Raw genomic sequence first — 19,878 nt, forward strand, 5'->3', positions numbered from 1 at the left:
ATCATTGGCAAGACGGCTCTGGTCCCTCATCGAGGCAACGCCCGGCCGTCTCCTGTCTTGGACGATAAAGGTGGGGCAGTTACCGCCCTATTTCAACCTTACCGCCATCTCTCATGGTGAGAATGACCTGAGGTGTTCGGGACTGCAAGGCACCTGATGGACTATTCGGTGATTTTGATCACCAAAACGCCAAGCGCCTATCAAACAGGCTCAATATCGCCTTGCGCGCGCTGCGCATGGAACTCGACCTGCCACGCATCGAATGTTCCGGCAGCGATGGCGTCACGCATCCCCTGCATGATCTCTTGGAAATAGTGCAGATTATGCCAGGTCAGCAGCATACCCGAGATCATCTCGTTCGAGCGGAACACATGGTGCAGATAGGCGCGGGAGTAGTTTGAACAGGCGGGACACGTGCAGTGTTCATCCAACGGGCGCGGATCGTCTGAATGGCGGGCATTCTTGATGTTCACCACGCCGTAGCGCGTGAAAACCTGCCCTGTGCGCCCCGAACGGGACGGCAACACGCAATCCATCATGTCAATGCCGCGCGCAACGGCGCCGACAATATCATCCGGTTTTCCAACGCCCATCAGATAACGTGGTTTGTCGACCGGCAGCATATCCGGCGCAAAGTCCAGCACGTCGAACATCGCCTGTTGGCCTTCGCCAACGGCAAGACCGCCAACGGCGTAACCTTCGAAACCGATCTCTTTCAGCGCCTCGGCCGATTCCTCGCGGAAATCCTGCTCAAGTCCGCCCTGCTGAATGCCGAACAAAGCGTGACCGGGACGATCCCCGAAAGTGTCACGCGACCGCTCGGCCCACCGCATCGACAGGCGCATCGACTCGGCAATGCGATTCCGGTCAGCGGGCAGCGCCGGGCATTCGTCGAAACACATGACAATGTCAGACCCCAACAGGCGCTGAATCTCCATCGATCGCTCAGGCGTTAATTCGTGGCGCGAGCCGTCGATATGAGATTTGAAGGTCACACCCTTTTCGGTCAGCTTGCGCAACCCGGCCAGCGACATAACCTGAAACCCACCGGAATCCGTCAGTATCGGCCGTTCCCAATTCATGAACTTGTGCAACCCTCCCAAACGATCGATCCGTTCAGCGGTCGGGCGCAGCATCAGGTGATAGGTGTTGCCCAGCAGGATGTCCGCCCCTGTGGCACGTACGCTTTCCGGCATCATCGCTTTGACCGTTGCCGCGGTGCCAACCGGCATAAAGGCCGGCGTGCGCACCTTACCGCGTGGAGTATGGATTACCCCGGTGCGTGCTTTGCCATCCGTGGCTTTCAGGTCAAATGAGAAACGGTCTGTCATGTGAATGCCTCAGTGTCGCTGAACCGGGCAGCAATTGCCCGATCTTCGCTGGTATTGCAAGCCGTCAGGGCAATGACGCAACGCGGTCAGTGAACAGGCTGACAACCCCTGCCCCATCCACATCCCGGCATACGCGCACCATTGGTCTGTTGGCATCCGGTCGGGTTGCCCCGATTTGCGGACCATCTACCTCAACCTGAAGCCCGGTTTCGACTATCTCGAACATGGGTTCGTGGGTGCAGGCAATCACAGCCGTTGAGTCGTGCAGGCCGCACCCTTCCAATCCGCCGATATCCTTGTAGAACTTAAGATAAAATTTCGAGATGTCGCGCAGGAAACCGCCCATGTCAGCGGAACGCGCCGCCAATGCATCAAAATCCGCAGTCTCGTACAGAGTTTTTAGCGTGACATCCAAGCCGACCAGAACGGTATCTGGCGGAGACGCGAACACTGCATCCGCGGCCTGCGCATCGTGATAGATGTTGGCCTCAGCATGCTCTGTGATGTTCCCGGGGCAAAACACGGCACCGCCCATGATCACCAGTCGCTTGATGTTGCCTGCAAACTCTGGGTCCAACCGCATGGCATCGGCGACATTGGTCAGCGGACCAATGGCGCAGACGACCAGCTCACCCTTGTGTTCCCGCGCCTGCTCGACAAGGAATTCGGCCGCCGTCAGGGGGTGATTTTCCCCAATCTGCGGGATGTCAGTCAAATCACCAAATCCTTCGGGGCCGTGCACGTGCTCGGACGGGTCGTATGTGGTCGCACCAACTGGAAGCGGCGCCCCCTCAGCCACTGGCGCGTCCAGTCCCAGTTTATGGAGCAAGAACCGCGCGTTGCGGCTGGATTGGTGCACATGCGTGTTGCCGAAAACCGTGGTCAGGCCGATCAGGTCTATTTCTGGTGCAGCGGCGGCATAGGCAATGGCCATCGCATCGTCGATGCCCGGATCTGTGTCAATTATCAGTTTCATCCCCGCCCGATAGCGCAATCACAACCGGATGCAAAGCAGCCACATTCAAAATATTCCACGCTACATTGTGGTTTTCAGAGATTTGCATCTATCCCCATTCCCGCCATACCAGAGTTGAAAATGGGCGAGTCAATCCCCAAGTGTATACCATAGTACACAATAATACAGAGGACAGATATGACCGAAGAACAGATCATTGGGTTGCTAACATCGAACATCATTTACCTGCTTGCGGCAGTTCTGATTGTCGTCGTTATTTTCAAAGGCATCAAAATTGTGCCTCAGTCCGAAAAATACGTGGTTGAACGCTTTGGCCGCCTGCACTCGGTGCTTGGCCCCGGAATCAACTTTATCGTTCCTTTTCTTGATGTTGCGCGTCACAAGATATCCATTCTTGAACGCCAGCTACCGAATGCGACGCAGGACGCGATCACCAAGGACAACGTTCTGGTTCAGATCGATACCTCGGTGTTTTACCGCATTCTTGAACCGGAAAAGACCGTGTACCGTATCCGTGACGTCGACGGAGCGATTGCAACAACCGTTGCAGGTATCGTCCGTGCCGAAATCGGTAAAATGGATCTGGATGAGGTGCAGTCCAATCGCGCGCAACTGATTGAACGCATTCAGGAAAGCGTCGAAACTGCCGTTGACGACTGGGGGATCGAAGTCACCCGCGCCGAGATTCTGGACGTAAACCTGGATCAGGCCACACGCGATGCGATGTTGCAGCAGTTGAACGCCGAACGCGCCCGCCGCGCGCAGGTGACCGAGGCTGAAGGTCAGAAACGTTCGGTCGAATTGAATGCCGACGCGGAACTTTATGCGGCCGAGCAGACCGCAAAAGCCCGCCGTATTCAGGCCGAGGCCGAAGCTTATGCAACCGGCGTGGTCGCCAAGGCCATTCAGGACAATGGTATCGAGGCTGCCCAGTATCAGGTCGCGTTGAAGCAGGTCGAATCCCTGAACGCGCTGGGTAACGGCACCGGGTCGCAGACCATCGTGGTTCCCGCCAATGCGCTTGAGGCCTTTGGCGATGCCTTCAAGATGTTGAAAGGAGGAAAGTAATGGCTGATCCCTTCTGGCTAACATGGTGGCTCTGGCTGGCCGGAGCGCTAGCTCTGGGCATACTTGAGATCGTCTTGCCGGGGTTCATCTTTCTTGGCTTTGCGATTGGAGCGGCGGTCACAGGGCTTTTGCTTGTGATCCCTGGTTTTGCCCCGAGCCTGGCGGTCTTGCTTTTGATCTTTGCGGGTCTTTCGCTTGTGGCCTGGCTGATTCTGCGGCGCATGTTCGCCCTGCCCCATGGCCAGGTGAAAACCTTCCGCCACGATATCAACGATTGATCCAAATCGACGCAGCGTCCCGGGGGCCACACGGCACCACTGGACGCTGCCCCGGCCTTTCCCTATATAATTTCTCAGGTAACAGCCCCGAGGCACGAATGACCCATCCAAGTGAACAGTTCGAAGGTACGCCGCTGATCGCGCCTTCGACCATCGATCATCCACTCTACGATTCCGTGGTCGAGGCTTGCAGATCCGTCTTCGATCCCGAGATTCCGGTGAATATCTACGATCTGGGTCTGATCTACACGATCGATATCACCAAGGAAAACGCGGTGAAGGTCATAATGACACTGACCGCACCCGGATGCCCGGTCGCCGGTGAAATGCCGGGCTGGATTGTCGAGGCCATCGAACCGGTCGCTGGCGTCAAAGAGGTTGACGTCGAGCTTACATGGGAGCCCCCCTGGGGCATGGAGATGATGTCAGACGAAGCACGTCTTGAACTGGGATTCATGTAGAATTTCGCTTAGCTTTACCGAGTAAAGCATTGAAGGATAACAAAAGGGTTGTCTTTGAACCGAGGCAGCCCTTTTTACGTCATGGGACCCGAGCGGCCTATTCCACGCCGCAGGTCGATTTTATCTCGGCAGCGCGTTGATCCAGCTCTTTGACGTAATCGCCATTCAACATGCTGAGCCTTTTTTGCTCGGTTCCCGTGACCAGTCCCAGCAATGCACCGGCAGGAGTGATCGCAATGATACTTTCTGCCTGCTGGTCTTCTGCGTGCTTCTTTTCGGCGGCGATAGCCCGCAGATCCCCCTCGGCGGTTGCGCAATTCACCGGATGCCGAGCGCCATCCGTTGCTGCATGCGCCAGACCTGCGGTCAGAAACACCGTAGCAATAGCTTGTATAGTGATGATTTTTCTGTGGAAATGCCTGATCTTCACCATCTTCCTTCGCCCTTCGCTCAAATATCTTGTTACAACCGTCAGGCTAAGGCGAAGACCGGGAGTGACGCAAGTTTGCTGTGGTAGTTGGTCGTTTGGCGACATCACCGCCGGTAAAACTTAGGTCAGCAGGTCTGCTATGTCTTGAGCCTGACGCCTCTCGGCCCTAGATTGGGGATAACGTAGCGCAACGGAGACCATCATGTTTGGCATTCCCGGCAAACAGGCCGTGACAATGACGACCAAAGCGGCCGAGCAGATCGCGCGCCTGATGGCGACCGGCGGTCACGCCGGGTTGCGCATTGGCGTCAAGAAAGGCGGCTGCGCTGGCATGGAATACACCATGGACTACGTGGATGAAGCCGATACCAATGACGAAGTGGTCGAACAGGACGGTGCCCGCATCATGATCGCGCCAATGGCGCAGATGTTCTTGTTCGGAACTGAAATCGACTATGAGGTCTCGCTTCTGGAAGCCGGGTTCAAGTTCCGCAACCCGAATGTCGTGGACGCTTGCGGTTGCGGCGAATCCATCAAATTTGACGAGACGCTTTCCACACAAAACTAAGTCGCCTGCAGGTGCAGATAGGTTTCGTTGTAGCGCCGGGTAAGATGGTCACCTGCGCTGATCGTTTTGCCTGAGCTTGGCGGAGCAACATTGGTGTCGTAGGACGGGTTAAAGAAAAGCGGGACCGAAATGCGTTCCTGCGTCCCGCCTATGACGCGATGCTCGGTGGCTTTGACTTTTCCGGCGATCCAGAATTCCAGCATCTCTCCAAAGTTGATGATGAATGTACCAGGCGCCGCAGAGACAGGTTGCCAGCTGTTATCCGGCATGCGGACCTCAAGCCCTGAGACCCCGTCCGTGGCCAGCAATGTCAGGCAACCGTAGTCTGTATGCGCCCCGATGCCGAAATCCCGATCACCTGCCCATACCGGGCGTTCTGGATAGTAGTTCCCGCGCAATAGGGCCATTGGCGTGTCAAAGGCACGGTCAAAGCTGAGTTCATCCCGGCCCAAAGCGACCGCAATGGCCCGAAGAACGCGCATCGCCACATTGCAAGCGTCACTGTAGTAAGATCTGATAATATGCTGGAAATCCACGGGATTATTCGGCCACAGGTTCGGAGCATACACACTGAGCCCTTTTCCGGCATAAGAATTTCCCGCAGGCAATTCGAAACCACAGTCGAACACTTCCTTGAAATCCGGATTGGCCTTTGGGTCGACCTGTTCTGATCGCGGCGCGCCCCACCCTCGGTTTGAACCCGTCATCGCCATATCAACGGTTTTTTTCTGGGCGTCCGGCAAATGGAAGAAGTCGCGATACACCTCGATCACGTTTCCGACTTGGTCCGCGCTCAACCCGGTGTTCGACACCGTTAGAAACCCAACTTCGCCGATGGCATGCAACAGCTTTGCCATCTCCGAAGCCTCGCGTTCATCCAGTTTTCTCAGATCCAGATCGTCGATCATGCCGCCCTCCACAATGACGCGGAACCTGCCGTTGTGGTCCGACCTTTGCAACCGGAATTGTCAGGCCCGGCTGGTGGTGCTATCCGATGAGCAAACAACGACTTATTTGGGGGTACGCGTTATGCGGCGCAAGCTGGCAGCTGGAAACTGGAAAATGAACGGAACCGCGGCTGCATTGCCTGAGCTCCAGTCGCTGGCTAAATCGTATCCTGATGCATCAGTGGACGTCCTGATCTGCCCGCCAGCGACCCTGCTGCATCGCGCGGCTGAGACGGTGAAAGACACTGGAATTACCGTCGGCGGTCAGGATTGCCATGCAGCCGAATCCGGCGCACATACTGGCGATGTCAGTGCTCAGATGCTGTTTGATGCAGGGGCAAGCGCTGTCATTCTTGGGCATTCAGAGCGGCGCGAAGATCACGGCGAGCAGAATGAGGATGTCCGCGCCAAAGCACGTTCCGCGATGGACGCGGGCCTGAAAGCCATCATTTGCGTCGGCGAAAGCCTGGAGCAGCGTGAGGCCGCGAACACGCTGGACATAATCGGCGGACAGTTGTCCGGTTCGATCCCAGACCAGTCAACCGGCGAAAACCTGATCGTCGCTTATGAGCCAATCTGGGCTATTGGCACCGGCAAGGTTCCCACCCTGGACGAGATCGGAGAAGTGCACGACTTCATCCGCGCCCGGCTGGAGCGTCGATTTGGCGAAGGTGTCGGCCGCTCGGTCCGGTTGCTCTATGGCGGTTCGGTCAAACCGGGCAACGCAGCCGAGATCTTTGCAGTGTCCAACGTAGACGGGGCGCTGGTGGGCGGCGCAAGCCTAAAAGCCGAAGACTTTTCTGGCATTATCTACGCCCTGCAAAACGCCTGAGGTCAAGCCAATTTCATCGTCACCAGCCCCGCCACAATCAGGGCCGCCGCGACCAGGCGGGGCGCAGTCAGCGCCTCACCCAGAAACATTGCGCCGACCATAAAGGCCCCGACTGCACCGATGCCGGTCCAGATCGTATAGGCCGTGCCCAAAGGCAGATCGCGCATCGCAAGGGCAAGCAATCCGAACGATCCGATCATCGACACGCCCATCAGGGCCGTAGGCCATAGGCGCGTGAAACCGGCGGATTGCTTCATGGCGACGGCCCAGACAATTTCCAGCAGGCCAGCGAATAGCAATAATATCCAGGGCATTTGGACACCTCATATCTCTTCGGGTCGTCCCGAATGATCAGCCAAATCGGCGAGGTCGTCCTCGGTTGAAAGATATACCCACTGAACCGGGGTTCAAGAGGTCGGACTCTTAATTGAGCACATAGGGACACCCAGGCGGGCAAAAGATCGTCGCCCGATTGATGAGATGAAACTCTAAATGTGGCAAATCAACCGGTGACACGAAACTGATGGGTTCGCGTTTAGGGTGGTATCGAATGGGTTTCCGGTTGTCTGGATCGATTCCGCACGCAAAAAAGGCCGGGTCTGACGAAAGACCCGGCCCTCTATTCTTTCACAGAAACCGCTAGTTCGTAATGATCTCTGGCCCCATGAAGGTATTGGGCAAGAAGGTCGAAATCCACGGTATGTAAGTCACCATGATCAGGAAGACGAAAAGCACGGCCAGGAACGGCAGCGCCGCCTTCACAACGCTCATCATCGGCATACCGGCCACGCCCGAAGTCACGAACAGGTTCAGTCCGACCGGAGGCGTAATCATCCCAATCTCCATATTCACCACCATGATAATGCCCAAATGAATCGGGTCGATGCCCAACTCGATGGCGATCGGGAACACCAGAGGTGCCACGATGACCAACAGTCCCGAAGGTTCCATGAACTGGCCACCGATCAGCAGGATTACGTTGACCACGATCAGGAAGGTGACTGGTCCCAATCCCGCCGATAGCATTGCACTTGCGATGTGCTGAGGCACCTGTTCATCGGTCAGCACGTGCTTGAGGATCAGCGCGTTGGCGATGACGAACAGCAAAGTCACCGTCAGTTTACCGGCTTCAAACAGCGTGTGCTTGGTGTCGGGGTGAAAGAACGCCGTGACCAGAGCATAGGGTTTCTTCAGAAGCGAAATGTTCTGCCCATCCCCATTGGTGCTAAGCGGACCCATGTCCTTGTAGACAAAGCTGGCAATAAAGAAGGCATAGACGGCAGCGACAGCAGCGGCTTCGGTCGGTGTGAAGATACCGCCATAGATGCCACCCAGAATGATGACGATCAGGAACAGACCCCAACCGGCTTCGCGGGCCGAGATAAAGATCTCGCCCCAACCTTTCCATTCACCCTTGGGCAGATTCTTGACTTTGGCCATAACGTAGATCGTGACCATCAGCATCAGACCCGCCATCAGGCCCGGAATGACGCCCGCAAGGAACATCCGCCCGACCGAGACCTCAACGGCGGCGGCATAAACCACCATGACAATGGACGGCGGGATCAGAATGCCCAGGGTACCCGCGTTACAGATCACACCGGCAGCGAATTCCTTGGAATAGCCAACCTGCCGCATACCGGCGATGACGATAGAACCGATGGCCACAACCGTTGCCGGAGACGACCCCGACAGCGCGGCAAACAGCATACAGGCAAAGACACCCGCAATCGCCAGACCGCCAGGCAAGTGTCCGACACAGGCGATGGAAAAGCGGATGATCCGACGCGCCACTCCACCGGTCGTCATAAAGGACGAAGCAAGAATGAAGAACGGGATCGCCAACAGGGTAAAGTGGCCTTCAAAGGCTTCGAACAGGGTTCCCGCGACCGAAGCCAACGAACTGTCGGAATAAATCAGCAGAAACAGGGTCGAGCTGAGACCCAGGGCCACCGCAATCGGCACACCGATCAACAACAGGCCGATGACCATAGAGAATAGAAGTACGACGTCCATTAGTCATGCTCTCCTTGCTGAGCCCGAACTTCTTCGATCTCGTCCTCGACTTCGTGGCTGGCAACAAGACGGTCGGTCTCACCACGCCAGATTTGTACTGCGACCTGAGCAAAGCGGATCACTAGAAGCAGCATCGACACCGGCAACACCAGATACGGCACCACCTTGGGCAATTTTTCATACCCCTCGCCGTAGTTGATCAGATCCTCGAGGAAGCGCAGCGGCGCGACCATCGGAATATCGTCCACTTCGTAAAAACTCTGGCTGCGTGCGTCGAAATTGAACCCGGTCGGGAACCAGCGGCCCGATGTTGGCGGCAGGTCCGCAAACACGGCCCAGTAGTCATACGACCCTTTCAGAAGCAGAAGCGAGAACACCAGACAGCACGCCACCGATATCAGCGCCAGAATGCGGCGCGGCGCCGGGGCCAGCATGTTCAGGATTGCATCAACACCCAGATGCGCGTGTTTCTTGACCGCATAAGAAGCCCCCAGCAAAACCAGCCAGCCAAAGGTGAAAACCGTCAGCTCAAGCGCCCATAAGATATTGGAATTGAACACAAAGCGTGCGATCACGTTGGCGAAAGTTACGACCGTCATCACGCCCAACAGAGCGGCAATCATGGTCTCTTCGATATGGTCGACCAGCCCGCCTTGGCCGGGTTTCGAACCAGACATTTTTCTGTCCCCACATTATTGGTGATGAGAGTTAGGTGTGGCGGGCCAAATTACAGCCCGCCCAGCCTGCGTGTCCGCCACTCCCGAGTCTTTGGACACGCGGCCTCAACCGGGATCAGAACCCGGCGTTGATGGCCTGAGCGGCGTCGATCTTATCCTGACCTACGTCGTCGGAAAACTGGTCCCAAACGGGCTTCATCGCATCGACCCAGGCCTGGCGCTGTTCGGGGTTCAGTTCGCGGATGATTCCGCCGGCATCAGTGATCGAGGCCTTGGCTGCTTCGTTCACCGAGAAGGCTTCCTTGTTCCGTGTCTCGGTCACTTCGCCCAGAATGGTCAGGAACTGATCGCGCACCTCGGGATCAAGGCTGTCCAACCAGTCAACCGATGTCACGACCAGATAGTCGATGATGCCATGGTTGGTCTCGGTGATACCGTCCTGCACTTCGAAGAACTTCTTGCCATAGATGTTCGACCAGGTGTTTTCTTGGCCGTCCACAACGCCCTGCTGCAGCGCACCGTAAACTTCCGAGAACGCCATCTTCTGCGGGCTGCCGCCAATGGCTTCCATTTGGGCAACTAGAACGTCCGAGGATTGAACACGGAATTTCAGGCCCTCGGCATCCGACGGAGCCTCAAGCGGTTTATTAGCCGACATCTGTTTCATGCCATTGTGCCAGAACGCCAGCCCTTGCAGGCCGCGGCGCTGCATGCTGTCTTTCATCGCCTGACCATCCGCCGAGGCCTGGAACGCATCCACGGCGTCAATGTTCTTGAACATGAACGGCAGGTCGAACAGACGGAACTGTTTGGTGAACTTCTCAAACTTCGACAGCGACGGCGCGGCCAGCTGGACGTCGCCTTGAAGCATTGCTTCAAGCACCTTGTCATCATTATAGAGCGTCGAGTTCGGATAGACCTCAACGCACATCACGCCATTCATCTCGTCATTGACGCGCTGCTCCAACAGCGATGCCGCGATGCCCTTGGGGTGTTTGTCCGTGTTCGTCACATGCGCGAACTTGACGACAATCTCGCCGTCATCACACGCGGCCATACCGGCGGTTGCTGTAACACTCAACGCCAGCGCGGTCGCGGCAGTTGTCAGGAATTTCATCTGTCTTTTCCTCCCAGACTTCCATGAAACCTTCAGTCAACGCCAGATCGGCGTCTCATGTGGCGCAGTGAAGCGAATCAAGGGGCACCGCTCAACTTTTTGTTCGAAATTCGGAAAGTTCAAATATTTTTATTTTACTTCATAGTTTTAGAAGGAACTTCCCCGCCATCAAAAGGCAGTGACACTACCCGTTGTGCGAAAATCCGCACATTTATTTCCCCAGCTGTGCGGATTTCCGCACGCACTTCGAATCAGATCGAACGACTCACCCCCTGATTCTCTGGTGACCACCCGCAGCCTGCGAATGCAGGCTGCCCGGCCCAACGCCTTTAAATACATGATAATGCAGTCAAAGGCGGCGGGTGCCCCCGTTAGCGCCGATAGTCTTCTGGGCGAATCTGATAGCGCGCCAGTTTGTCGTAAAAAGTCTTGCGCGGCAGTTTCAACGCACTTGCCGCATCCGAGGCTTTGCCATTGTGCCGACCCAGCGCCGCAATCAACAACGACCGCTCTACGCGCGCCATTTGCTCGTTCAGCCCCAGATCAGCGGCACGTGCAACCTCTTCCGGCATCCCTAACACGAACCGCATCGCCGCCGACATCAGCGATCTTGCGTTACCCGGCCAATCGCTGGCCATCAAGGAAGCAAGTTGCTCCGAGGTAATCTCGGGTTCGGCAATGCCCGCCTGTTCTGCCGCTTGCGCGACATAATGGCGAAAGATCACTGGAATATCTTCGGGTCGTTCCGCCAGCGACGGGATGCGCACACGCATGACATCCAGGCGATAAAACAGGTCGGCATTGAATTGGCCCTGCTCTGACAGCACCGCCAGATCTGCGGTTGTTCCCGCGACAATCCGTGAACCGGTGCCCTGCTCTATCATTTCAAGCGCGGCGTATTGCGTGGCGTCTGGCATGGCCGAAACCTCATCCAAGAACAACGACCCACCGGCCGCATCCTCGCACACGCGTACCAACCCCTCGGGCGTCAGCCCTGAGGCCGGGCGCTTGACGAACGGCCCCTGCCCGACCGGCGACATCAGATGAACGACTTCGGCCACCTTCGATATCCCGCTGCCCGGTGGCCCGGTTACCAGAACTTCTGCCCCGGTGGGGGCGACGGATCGGACTCGTTCACGCAGGGCCTCGGCCTGTGCGGACAGGCCGAACAAAAGCCGCGCTGCTGGATCGCCGCGCTCAAGCTCTGATTTGAGGGCACGCTGTTCGATCACCTGCGCGCGCGCGTCAAAGGCACGTTCCAACACGGGCAGCAGGTCCGTCGCCGCACATGGCTTTTCCAGAAAATCAAAAGCTCCCTGTCCCATGGCCTGCACCGCCATCGGGATGTCGCCCTCACCGGTCAACAGGACAACGGGCAAGTCTGGATCAACCTCACGCGCGTAGTTCAGCAGATGAAAACCATCCCGGCCCGGCATACGGATGTCCGAAACGATCACGCCCAGAAAGTCGGCGCGAATATGGTCTTTTGCTGCCACAAAGGATCCCGCAGTAACCGGATCATAATCTGCCAACTCAAGTGTTTGCGCCAAAGCTTCGCGGACGGCAGCGTCGTCATCAACCAGTAGAATTTTCCGCGTCATGCGACCTCGTGCTCCGTGAAAGGTTCAAGCTCGACGGTAAACAGCGCCCCGGTGTCCAGATTTGCACCCCGGATGTTACCCCCAAAGCTTTGCACCAGACCATACGAGATCGAAAGCCCAAGCCCCATCCCCTCAGAGGTTCCGACAGCCTTGGTCGTATAGAACGGTTCGAACAGTTTTTCCGAGTTTTCGATGCCCGGGCCGATATCGCGGACAGTCACGGCCAGCTTGTCGCCGCGGTCGATCGCAATGCGGATGAGGCGGTCGTCTTGCCCACTCATCGCGTCGGCGGCATTGTTAATCAAGTTGACGAACACCTGAACCAACCGCACCTCGCCGCCCCATGCGTAAACCGGGTTATTGGGCGGGGCCCAATCCATACGGACATCCTCGGTCCGCAACCGCGCCTCGGTCAACTCTACCGCCGTATCGATCACCTGAACCAGGTTAACCTTGCCCATCGGTTCACTTTCGTTGCGCGAAAAGGCGCGCAGGTTCTTGATGATGCGCGCCATGCGCGCCGCCATGGCAGAGATACGCGCCAGGTTCTCCGACGCTTTCTCATCCCGGCCGCGGGATAGAAAAGCCGCGCCATTATCTGCGAATTGCTGAATCGCCATCAGCGGTTGGTTCAGTTCGTGACTGATACCCGCCGACATCTGGCCCAACGCGCTGAGTTTACCGGCCTGGATCAGCTCTTCCTGAGCGTGTTTCAGCGCCGCTTCTGCGTCTTCACGTTCACGCACTTCATGGCGCAGCGCGGTGTTTGCAGCTGTCAACGCATGCGTCCGTTGCGCGACCCGGCTTTCCAGAATCGTGTTGGCCTCGGCCAATGTGCGCCTGCGTTCGGTCGCCAGATACAACAGCGCGCCGAAGGCCAGACAGATTGCAGCAACGGTCGCCGCCTGCAACCCCGCCAAACGCTGCGCGGGGGCCACATCGACCAGAACCTCAGCCGTCATGTCGATCACCGGCAAGTCCAGCATCAGGTGTAAAGCGCGGCTAGGCAGATACCGCCCCCAATTCAGTTGCCAGACCTCGTGCGGACCGACCAGAACCGAGGCAAAATCGACCACCCCGCCGTCTGGGGGTGTCAGGCCCAACTGTCCTTCGTCCCGGTGCCAAAACAACAAATCCGATCGGTTTGAGATAAACACGACGCCGTCCCCGTCAGTGAAGAACACCGCCTCGGTACTGCCGCGCCAGGTTTGTTCCACATCCTGCACATCGGCCACAACGATTAATACACCCTCGACCTGACCAGCATCGCCAAAGGCCGGGGCGGCGTAGGAATAGGTGCGATCCCCGCTGCTTTCCACAACACCGTGCGCGCTGCCCATTGCGCCCTGCAAAGCGCGCCGAAACGCGGGGTGGTTCGCCATGTTTGGCCACTCAACCGGCTGCGCCGAGGCCAGAACCTGCCCGCTCTGATCAAGATACATCATGTTGACGGCCGAGGTTTTGTCGGCGACGTCCAGCAATATCGCGCGCGCTGCCTGTTGTTGCACCGGTGTCTCTAGGGCGCGCAGGACCGGATGCGTGGCCATCAGCACGGCCAGTTCCTGATAGACCTGCATCTGAGTGCTGAGCCGGTCGGCAGCCAGTTCAAGGTCAGCCTCGGCCTTTTCGCTGAGCTGCGACAGCGCTTGACGGTAGCCATAGGACCAGACCCCTGCGGTCAACAGGCCGACAGCAAACAAAAATCCCAGAATGACCCAAACGCGTTGCATGATATAGGGTCTTGCATTCGGCGCGCCGCATGGCAAGTCTGCGCCGCATGAAGACGGTATTTCAATCTCCGGTCGATCCGGAATTCGTGCAGAACCCCTACCCGTTCTATGATCAGGCCCGCGCGTGCGGTGATCTGGTCTATTGGGAAGACTATGGGAAAATTGCGGCTGTATCACACCGGGCGGTCTCGGCGCTTTTGAAAGACCGCCGCTTTGGTCGGGAAGTACCCGAAGAAATGCGAACCCCAGGTCCGGCGCATCTTGCCCCTTGGCTGGCGGTCGAGGCGCATTCGTTGCTGGAAGCCGAACCGCCAAGACACACACGTTTGCGCGCATTGGTGATGCGGGCATTCACGTCGCGTGCCATATCGGCGCTGGAACCTTCGATTCACGACCTAACCCATTCTTTGATTGACGCATTTCCCGACCAACCGTTCGATTTGCTCTCTACCTTTTGCACCCAAGTTCCGGTCATCACGATCTGCCGCCTTCTGGGCGTGCCCGAGGATATGTCACCCAGTCTGCTACGCTGGTCACATGATATGGTGGCGATGTATCAAGCCAGCCGTACGCCCGAGACTGAGACCGCTGCCGCAGCTTCATCTCAAGCATTCACCGACTTTCTGATCGACTACATCGAGCAGCGCCGCAGCGATCCGCAGGACGATCTGATCACACGGTTGATCGTGGCCGAAGAAGATGGCGAAAAGCTCTCACGCGAAGAGCTGGTCGCCACCTGCATCCTGCTTTTGAATGCCGGGCACGAAGCGACCGTGCATTCACTTGGAAACGGCGTGAAGACCGTTTTGCAAAATGGCATCGGACCGCAACACTTTGCGCCGGACAGCATCGATCGCACGGTAGAAGAGATTCTGCGCTTTGACCCGCCGCTGCACATGTTCACCCGCTATGCTTATGAAGACATCGACGCATTTGGGCACAGTTTCAAACGTGGTGATGAGGTCGCGCTACTATTGGGCGCTGCGAACCGGGATCCTGCCGTCTGGAGCAACCCGGACAGGTTTGATCCCACCCGCGCCATCGTCACGAACACCAGTTTCGGTGGCGGCCTGCACTTTTGCGTTGGCGCCCCTCTGGCACGGATGGAAATGCGCATCGCACTGTCCACGCTGTTCGACAGATATCCGAACCTGCGCCTGAGCACCGAGCCCGAGTTTTCGAACACGTACCATTTCCACGGGCTGACCAAACTGATGGTGCAGACCTAGCTTTCGATCAGCGCTTTCAGAGGCAACATGGTGGTGGACTTGATCTCTTCCATCGACAGCAAGGCTGTCACGTTGTGCACGCGCACTTCTGAAATCAGCGCCTGATAGAATTCGTCATAGGCACGCGCGTTCTTGACCCGCACCTTCAAGATATAGTCGATGTCCCCGGCCAGCCGATGCGCTTCTTGCACTTCGGGCCTGTCGCGCAGGGCCTTGAGGAACTTGTGCTGCCAGTCAGCCTCGTGCTCTGAGGTGCGGATCAGAACAAAAAACGTGGCTTCAAATCCCAGCGCTTCGGCGTCCAGCAAAACGGTCTGCTGCCCTATCACACCGGCCCCTTTCAGCTTGCGTATCCGATTCCAGACCGGCGTCTTGGAACTGCCGACACGAGCGGCTATTTCGTCCAGCGATTGACTGGCGTCCCGCTGCAGCTCGACCAGAATTTTCCGATCCGTATCATCAATCCGCACCGACATTCCAAATTTCCCTTCGTTTCGAAACCAATGTCCCGTTTTGCCGCTGGCGTGGAACATTTGTCCTTATTTGTTCGCCTATATGGCGTATTGGCGGGAATATTTCCTATATTGCAACACAAGTCAAACCACACTCGGGACACGAAATGCAGCTTACGCAATCATATGATGGCACAGGACATGTCGACTTTGTCGGCGCGGGTCCGGGCGATCCGGAATTGCTGACGCTCAAGGCACTGAACGCCTTCGAGCGCGCGGATGTCGTTCTGCATGACCGTCTGATCAGTGATGAGGTCCTGGCCTTGGCCGGCAAGACCGCCCAACTGGTCGATGTCGGCAAGGCCGGTTTCGGCCCATCGTGGAAACAGGAAGACATTGACGCCCTGCTGGTTGAGCACGCCTTGAAAGGTCAGCGCGTCGTGCGCCTGAAGTCCGGCGACCCGACCGTATTTGGCCGTCTGGATGAAGAGATCGAGGCGGTTGAGGCTGCTGGTATCTCGTGGCGGATTGTTCCGGGCATCACCGCCGCTTCGGCGGCAGTTGCCGGAATCGGTCAAAGCCTGACACGGCGTGGGCGCAACTCGTCGGTACGCTTTCTCACAGGCCACGACATGAAAGGGTTTGCGGATCACGACTGGACTGCCTTGGCACGCGCCGGTTCGGTTGCCGCGATTTACATGGGCAAAAAGTCCGCTCGTTTCATTCAGGGTCGCCTGATTATGCACGATGCAGATCGCCAGACGCCGGTGACGTTGATCGAAAACGCTACGCGCCCCGATCAGCGCATTCTGGAAACAACGCTGGACCAGTTGCCCACCGATTTGAACGCCGCCGAAATGGATGGCCCTACCCTGACCTTTTTTGGCCTCGCCCCGCGCCAAGCGACCGCGGCCCTGACCGAATTTAAGAAGGAGCACGCCTGATGGCCCGCGCTTTTACCCCCAAAGTGGTGACCGCCAACGACCTGTTGGAAGGTGACGTTATTTATCTGACTGAAGACGACCAGTGGTCTCGGGAGTTGTCCGAGGCCGAGCTGATCACCGATGAAGCGCACGCGCAGGTGCGCTTGCTGGATGCCTCTAGTCAGGCCAGCAAAATCGTTGGTGCTTATCTTGCCGATGCCGTCGCCGGCGACAACGGCCCCGAGCCCACCCATTTCCGGGAAGACTTCCGCCGCACTGGTCCGTCCAACTATGCCCACGGCAAACAGGAATCCTCCCCGCAGCCCCGGGCCTGACCTCTGGCCCTTCTCTCTCCCCTTCTCAAGGCCCCAAGGTTCGGGGCTGCAACTAAGGACAGCTAATCATGTATCGCTACTCCGAGTTCGACACAGCATTTTTGGCAGAACGTAACGCGCAGTTCCGCGCGCAGGTCGAGCGCCGCATTGACGGCTCGTTGACCGAAGATGAATTCAAACCGCTGCGCCTGATGAACGGCCTGTATCTGCAGCTGCACGCCTATATGCTGCGGGTTGCCATTCCATATGGAACGCTCTCTAGCGCTCAGATGCGTCAGCTAGCCCTGCTGGCCGAGAAGTGGGACAAAGGTTATGGCCACTTCACGACCCGTCAGAACATTCAGTATAACTGGCCGAAACTGAACGACGTGCCCGATATGCTGGACGCGCTGGCTGAGGTTGGCATGCACGCCATCCAGACCTCGGGCAACACCATCCGCAACGTGACCGCCGACCATTTCGCTGGTGCCGCCGCGGATGAGGTCGCAGACCCGCGCCCCTATGCCGAACTGTTGCGCCAGTGGTCGACCGACCACCCAGAATTCCAGTTCATGCCGCGTAAGTTTAAGATCGCCATCACCGGATCGGAAAACGACCGCGCCGTGATCAAGGCGCATGACATCGGCCTGCAACTGGTTGAGCGTGACGGCGTTCTGGGTGCCCGCGTTATCGTGGGTGGTGGCCTGGGCCGTACGCCGATGATCGGTAAAGAACTGTCCGAATTCGTCGCTTTTGACGACCTGCTGGCCTATCTTGAAGCCACCGTTTCGGTCTGGAACCAAATCGGGCGCCGTGACAACAAGTACAAAGCCCGCATCAAGATCACCGTGCATGAGCATGGCATCGACGCCATCCGCGCCAAGGTCAACGAGCGTTTCCTGCAGGTCCGCCCGCAGTTCAAAGGCGCGGACATGAACCTGCTGGAAGAGATCAAGGGCCACTTTGCCCCGCCAACCTTCCGAGAAGCCTCGGTCGCGTCGTTCGAAAGCGCCTACACCAACGATCCGGTCTTCCGGTCGTGGGTCGACACCAACATCGCGCCGCACAAGAACGCGGACCATGCAATCGTCACGATCTCGATCAAAAAGCACGGCCAGACACCGGGTGATGCGACTGCTGAGCAGATGCGCGTGATGGCCGATCTGGCCGAAGAGTTCGCTTATGACGAGCTGCGTATCAGCCACGAGCAGAACGTGATCCTGCCGCATGTCCACAAGTCGGACCTGCCCGCGATCCACGCTCGTCTGAAAGAGCATGAGTTGGCCACCGCCAATATCGGCCTGATCAGCGATATCATCGCCTGCCCCGGCATGGATTACTGCGCGCTGGCGACAGCCCGTTCGATCCCGGTTGCACAGGAAATTGCGACCCGTTTCGATGATCTGAAGCTTGAGCATGATATCGGTCACCTGAAGATCAAGATCTCGGGCTGCATCAACGCATGTGGTCATCACCACGTGGGTCACATCGGCATCCTGGGTCTGGATCGCGCAGGCGTCGAGAACTACCAGATCACTCTGGGTGGTGACGCGACTGAAACTGCGGCCGTTGGTGACCGTACCGGTCCGGGCTTTGCCTATGATGAGATCGTGCCTGCCGTCGAACGTATCGTCGAAACCTATCTGGAACAGCGCGACGGCGCCGAAGAGACATTCCTTGAAACCTATCGCCGCGTAGGCATGGCACCGTTCAAGGCAGCCCTCTACCCCGAGGCGCGAGCGAATGCCGCTTGACCTGATCCAGACGGAACTGGGGGTTGACCGCGCAGAGCTGACCGAAAAGGTCGAAGCGCTGAACACCCAGTTCCGCCACCACAGTGCCCATGACGTCATGCATGGCGCGTTGGAGGCAATCGAAGAGCTTGCTTTGGTCTCCAGCTTTGGGGCGGAATCGGTGGTATTGTTGCACATGGCAGCCGTGGTCGACAAAGCTACGCCGGTCCTGTTCGTGGACACGCAGATGCTGTTCACCGAAACGCTGGAATACCAGCAGGACGTATCAGATCGGCTTGGCCTGAAGAACGTCCACATCATCCGCGCAGATGATGAGGATGTTCAGCGCGAAGACCCATACGGCGCCTTGCGCCTGAGCGACACAGATGCCTGCTGCAACCTGCGCAAAACTTTCCCGCTGCAACGTGCTTTGGCGGGCTATGACGGCTGGATCTCGGGTCGGAAGCGGTTCCAGTCTGGCACACGCGCCGCACTTGACTTCTTTGAGGTCGAAGACGGCACCGGTCGGATCAAGGTAAACCCGCTGGCCCATTGGGCGCCCGAAGACGTGCGCGCCTATATGGATGAAAACAACCTGCCCCGGCATCCGCTGGTGGCCAAAGGTTACCCCTCGATCGGTTGTGCGCCCTGCACCTCGCCGGTCAAAGAAGGCGAAGACCCCCGTGCCGGACGCTGGCGCGATCAGAACAAAGAAGAATGCGGCATCCATTTTGTCGACGGCAAGATGGTGCGCGCTGGAGAGAAAACATGAACGTAATCGTAACGGATGAGGGGTTCGCCCCCGACGACTGGACAGATGGCTTTGTCACGCTTGAGGACGCGGCCAATGATGTGGTTGCGCTGGACGTGGCATCGGACACAGACCCCGATGAGCTTGTCGACCGCCTGGGCAGCGCCCGCATGGTTCGTGTGGACTTTCCGTCCTCGGCGGATGGTCGTGGCTTTACCATCGCCCGCGTGTTGCGCCTGAAAGGCTACACCGGTCGTTTGCGGGCCAGAGGCCATGTTCTGGCCGACCAATACGCAATGGCGCGCCGCAGCGGGTTTGATGAGGTCGAAATCGACGACGCGCTTGCCAACCGCCAGCCCGAAGATCAGTGGCTGGCCCGCGCCGATTGGAAAGACCACAACTATCAGGCCCGCCTGCGCGGCTAAGATCGCCAATCGCCAGCTT

The 19,878-nt window shown here is 57.7% G+C and carries 22 protein-coding genes; 11 read left to right on the forward strand and 11 right to left on the reverse strand.

Annotated elements, in window-relative coordinates:
- Window positions 1–200: 200 nt before the first annotated feature.
- Both tgt and AC2FJE_RS01700 read right to left on the reverse strand, forming a co-directional pair.
- A complete protein-coding gene (tgt, locus tag AC2FJE_RS01695; RefSeq protein WP_496760532.1) occupies window positions 201–1,331 on the reverse strand; it encodes a tRNA guanosine(34) transglycosylase Tgt in 1,131 nt (376 codons plus the stop codon).
- Between the two features lie 64 nt (window positions 1,332–1,395).
- Window positions 1,396–2,307: a nucleoside hydrolase gene (locus tag AC2FJE_RS01700; RefSeq protein WP_282118546.1), complete on the reverse strand. Its 912-nt coding sequence runs from the start codon at window positions 2,305–2,307 to the stop codon at window positions 1,396–1,398.
- Between the two features lie 177 nt (window positions 2,308–2,484).
- Between AC2FJE_RS01700 and AC2FJE_RS01705 the strand changes: the two genes are divergently transcribed.
- From AC2FJE_RS01705 to AC2FJE_RS01715, 3 genes are all read left to right on the forward strand, one after another.
- Complete coding sequence (locus tag AC2FJE_RS01705; protein ID WP_058277825.1) at window positions 2,485–3,375, forward strand: SPFH domain-containing protein; 891 nt, start codon at window positions 2,485–2,487, stop codon at window positions 3,373–3,375.
- The gene (locus AC2FJE_RS01710; RefSeq protein WP_108858729.1) at window positions 3,375–3,653 is read left to right on the forward strand and encodes an NfeD family protein; all 279 of its coding nucleotides are present in this window, start codon (window positions 3,375–3,377) and stop codon (window positions 3,651–3,653) included. The genes AC2FJE_RS01705 and AC2FJE_RS01710 overlap by 1 nt, the downstream gene beginning before the upstream one ends.
- Before the next feature lie 98 nt (window positions 3,654–3,751).
- Window positions 3,752–4,114 (forward strand): SUF system Fe-S cluster assembly protein, encoded by a 363-nt coding sequence (locus AC2FJE_RS01715; RefSeq protein ID WP_058271500.1) that lies wholly within the window; start codon window positions 3,752–3,754, stop codon window positions 4,112–4,114.
- A gap of 97 nt (window positions 4,115–4,211) precedes the next feature.
- Here the strand turns inward: AC2FJE_RS01715 and AC2FJE_RS01720 are convergent, their stop codons facing one another.
- On the reverse strand, window positions 4,212–4,547 hold the full coding sequence (locus AC2FJE_RS01720; protein WP_058271499.1) for a hypothetical protein: 336 nt from the start codon (window positions 4,545–4,547) through the stop codon (window positions 4,212–4,214).
- A 199-nt stretch (window positions 4,548–4,746) separates the two neighbouring features.
- Between AC2FJE_RS01720 and AC2FJE_RS01725 the strand changes: the two genes are divergently transcribed.
- Window positions 4,747–5,112 (forward strand): HesB/IscA family protein, encoded by a 366-nt coding sequence (locus AC2FJE_RS01725; RefSeq protein WP_058271498.1) that lies wholly within the window; start codon window positions 4,747–4,749, stop codon window positions 5,110–5,112.
- Here the strand turns inward: AC2FJE_RS01725 and AC2FJE_RS01730 are convergent.
- Window positions 5,109–6,020, reverse strand: coding sequence for an isopenicillin N synthase family dioxygenase (locus AC2FJE_RS01730; protein WP_496753884.1), 912 nt, complete (start codon window positions 6,018–6,020; stop codon window positions 5,109–5,111). The genes AC2FJE_RS01725 and AC2FJE_RS01730 overlap by 4 nt on opposite strands.
- 121 nt (window positions 6,021–6,141) lie before the next feature.
- Here AC2FJE_RS01730 and tpiA point away from each other — a divergent pair, with 121 nt between their 5' ends.
- Entirely contained in the window at window positions 6,142–6,891 is a 750-nt protein-coding gene (tpiA, locus tag AC2FJE_RS01735; protein WP_496754763.1) for a triose-phosphate isomerase, read from the forward strand.
- 2 nt (window positions 6,892–6,893) lie between these two features.
- Here tpiA and AC2FJE_RS01740 read toward each other — a convergent pair whose 3' ends face one another.
- The 6 genes from AC2FJE_RS01740 to AC2FJE_RS01765 form a co-directional block, all read right to left on the reverse strand.
- Window positions 6,894–7,205, reverse strand: a complete 312-nt coding sequence (locus AC2FJE_RS01740; protein WP_496753881.1) for a DMT family transporter — start codon at window positions 7,203–7,205, stop codon at window positions 6,894–6,896.
- Between the two features lie 325 nt (window positions 7,206–7,530).
- Complete coding sequence (locus tag AC2FJE_RS01745; protein WP_109311601.1) at window positions 7,531–8,907, reverse strand: TRAP transporter large permease; 1,377 nt, start codon at window positions 8,905–8,907, stop codon at window positions 7,531–7,533.
- Window positions 8,907–9,584, reverse strand: coding sequence for a TRAP transporter small permease (locus AC2FJE_RS01750; protein ID WP_058271493.1), 678 nt, complete (start codon window positions 9,582–9,584; stop codon window positions 8,907–8,909). The genes AC2FJE_RS01745 and AC2FJE_RS01750 overlap by 1 nt, the downstream gene beginning before the upstream one ends.
- Window positions 9,585–9,699: 115 nt before the next feature.
- Window positions 9,700–10,701, reverse strand: a complete 1,002-nt coding sequence (locus AC2FJE_RS01755) for a DctP family TRAP transporter solute-binding subunit (protein ID WP_109311602.1) — start codon at window positions 10,699–10,701, stop codon at window positions 9,700–9,702.
- A gap of 371 nt (window positions 10,702–11,072) precedes the next feature.
- Window positions 11,073–12,302 (reverse strand): sigma-54-dependent transcriptional regulator, encoded by a 1,230-nt coding sequence (locus AC2FJE_RS01760; protein ID WP_109311603.1) that lies wholly within the window; start codon window positions 12,300–12,302, stop codon window positions 11,073–11,075.
- Entirely contained in the window at window positions 12,299–14,032 is a 1,734-nt protein-coding gene (locus tag AC2FJE_RS01765; protein WP_496753879.1) for a sensor histidine kinase, read from the reverse strand. The genes AC2FJE_RS01760 and AC2FJE_RS01765 overlap by 4 nt, the downstream gene beginning before the upstream one ends.
- A gap of 47 nt (window positions 14,033–14,079) precedes the next feature.
- On the opposite strand from AC2FJE_RS01765, the gene AC2FJE_RS01770 reads away from it, so the two are divergent.
- A complete protein-coding gene (locus AC2FJE_RS01770; RefSeq protein ID WP_496754761.1) occupies window positions 14,080–15,261 on the forward strand; it encodes a cytochrome P450 in 1,182 nt (393 codons plus the stop codon).
- On the opposite strand, the gene AC2FJE_RS01775 is transcribed toward AC2FJE_RS01770, so the two are convergent.
- The gene (locus tag AC2FJE_RS01775; RefSeq protein WP_058271489.1) at window positions 15,258–15,737 is read right to left on the reverse strand and encodes an Lrp/AsnC family transcriptional regulator; all 480 of its coding nucleotides are present in this window, start codon (window positions 15,735–15,737) and stop codon (window positions 15,258–15,260) included. The two genes, AC2FJE_RS01770 and AC2FJE_RS01775, sit on opposite strands and share 4 nt — an antisense overlap.
- Before the next feature lie 143 nt (window positions 15,738–15,880).
- On the opposite strand from AC2FJE_RS01775, the gene cobA reads away from it, so the two are divergent.
- From cobA to AC2FJE_RS01800, 5 genes are all read left to right on the forward strand, one after another.
- Complete coding sequence (cobA, locus tag AC2FJE_RS01780; protein WP_496760534.1) at window positions 15,881–16,657, forward strand: uroporphyrinogen-III C-methyltransferase; 777 nt, start codon at window positions 15,881–15,883, stop codon at window positions 16,655–16,657.
- Complete coding sequence (locus AC2FJE_RS01785) at window positions 16,657–16,971, forward strand: DUF2849 domain-containing protein (protein ID WP_058271487.1); 315 nt, start codon at window positions 16,657–16,659, stop codon at window positions 16,969–16,971. The genes cobA and AC2FJE_RS01785 overlap by 1 nt, the downstream gene beginning before the upstream one ends.
- Window positions 16,972–17,039: 68 nt before the next feature.
- Window positions 17,040–18,704: a nitrite/sulfite reductase gene (locus AC2FJE_RS01790; RefSeq protein WP_282168400.1), complete on the forward strand. Its 1,665-nt coding sequence runs from the start codon at window positions 17,040–17,042 to the stop codon at window positions 18,702–18,704.
- Window positions 18,694–19,455, forward strand: coding sequence for a phosphoadenylyl-sulfate reductase (locus AC2FJE_RS01795; RefSeq protein ID WP_282168401.1), 762 nt, complete (start codon window positions 18,694–18,696; stop codon window positions 19,453–19,455). The genes AC2FJE_RS01790 and AC2FJE_RS01795 overlap by 11 nt, the downstream gene beginning before the upstream one ends.
- Window positions 19,452–19,859, forward strand: a complete 408-nt coding sequence (locus AC2FJE_RS01800; RefSeq protein ID WP_170557552.1) for a DUF934 domain-containing protein — start codon at window positions 19,452–19,454, stop codon at window positions 19,857–19,859. Before AC2FJE_RS01795 ends, AC2FJE_RS01800 begins: the two co-directional genes overlap by 4 nt.
- Window positions 19,860–19,878 lie beyond the last annotated feature (19 nt).

Source organism: Ruegeria sp. CDSC002, from assembly GCF_059610905.1.

Coding starts and splice junctions, on each gene's coding strand:
- tgt (WP_496760532.1), bottom strand. CDS start 1,331: ATGACAGACCGTTTCTCATTTGACCTGAAAGCCACGGATGGCAAAGCA.
- AC2FJE_RS01700 (WP_282118546.1), bottom strand. CDS start 2,307: ATGAAACTGATAATTGACACAGATCCGGGCATCGACGATGCGATGGCC.
- AC2FJE_RS01705 (WP_058277825.1), top strand. CDS start 2,485: ATGACCGAAGAACAGATCATTGGGTTGCTAACATCGAACATCATTTAC.
- AC2FJE_RS01710 (WP_108858729.1), top strand. CDS start 3,375: ATGGCTGATCCCTTCTGGCTAACATGGTGGCTCTGGCTGGCCGGAGCG.
- AC2FJE_RS01715 (WP_058271500.1), top strand. CDS start 3,752: ATGACCCATCCAAGTGAACAGTTCGAAGGTACGCCGCTGATCGCGCCT.
- AC2FJE_RS01720 (WP_058271499.1), bottom strand. CDS start 4,547: ATGGTGAAGATCAGGCATTTCCACAGAAAAATCATCACTATACAAGCT.
- AC2FJE_RS01725 (WP_058271498.1), top strand. CDS start 4,747: ATGTTTGGCATTCCCGGCAAACAGGCCGTGACAATGACGACCAAAGCG.
- AC2FJE_RS01730 (WP_496753884.1), bottom strand. CDS start 6,020: ATGATCGACGATCTGGATCTGAGAAAACTGGATGAACGCGAGGCTTCG.
- tpiA (WP_496754763.1), top strand. CDS start 6,142: ATGCGGCGCAAGCTGGCAGCTGGAAACTGGAAAATGAACGGAACCGCG.
- AC2FJE_RS01740 (WP_496753881.1), bottom strand. CDS start 7,205: ATGCCCTGGATATTATTGCTATTCGCTGGCCTGCTGGAAATTGTCTGG.
- AC2FJE_RS01745 (WP_109311601.1), bottom strand. CDS start 8,907: ATGGACGTCGTACTTCTATTCTCTATGGTCATCGGCCTGTTGTTGATC.
- AC2FJE_RS01750 (WP_058271493.1), bottom strand. CDS start 9,584: ATGTCTGGTTCGAAACCCGGCCAAGGCGGGCTGGTCGACCATATCGAA.
- AC2FJE_RS01755 (WP_109311602.1), bottom strand. CDS start 10,701: ATGAAATTCCTGACAACTGCCGCGACCGCGCTGGCGTTGAGTGTTACA.
- AC2FJE_RS01760 (WP_109311603.1), bottom strand. CDS start 12,302: ATGACGCGGAAAATTCTACTGGTTGATGACGACGCTGCCGTCCGCGAA.
- AC2FJE_RS01765 (WP_496753879.1), bottom strand. CDS start 14,032: ATGCAACGCGTTTGGGTCATTCTGGGATTTTTGTTTGCTGTCGGCCTG.
- AC2FJE_RS01770 (WP_496754761.1), top strand. CDS start 14,080: ATGAAGACGGTATTTCAATCTCCGGTCGATCCGGAATTCGTGCAGAAC.
- AC2FJE_RS01775 (WP_058271489.1), bottom strand. CDS start 15,737: ATGTCGGTGCGGATTGATGATACGGATCGGAAAATTCTGGTCGAGCTG.
- cobA (WP_496760534.1), top strand. CDS start 15,881: ATGCAGCTTACGCAATCATATGATGGCACAGGACATGTCGACTTTGTC.
- AC2FJE_RS01785 (WP_058271487.1), top strand. CDS start 16,657: ATGGCCCGCGCTTTTACCCCCAAAGTGGTGACCGCCAACGACCTGTTG.
- AC2FJE_RS01790 (WP_282168400.1), top strand. CDS start 17,040: ATGTATCGCTACTCCGAGTTCGACACAGCATTTTTGGCAGAACGTAAC.
- AC2FJE_RS01795 (WP_282168401.1), top strand. CDS start 18,694: ATGCCGCTTGACCTGATCCAGACGGAACTGGGGGTTGACCGCGCAGAG.
- AC2FJE_RS01800 (WP_170557552.1), top strand. CDS start 19,452: ATGAACGTAATCGTAACGGATGAGGGGTTCGCCCCCGACGACTGGACA.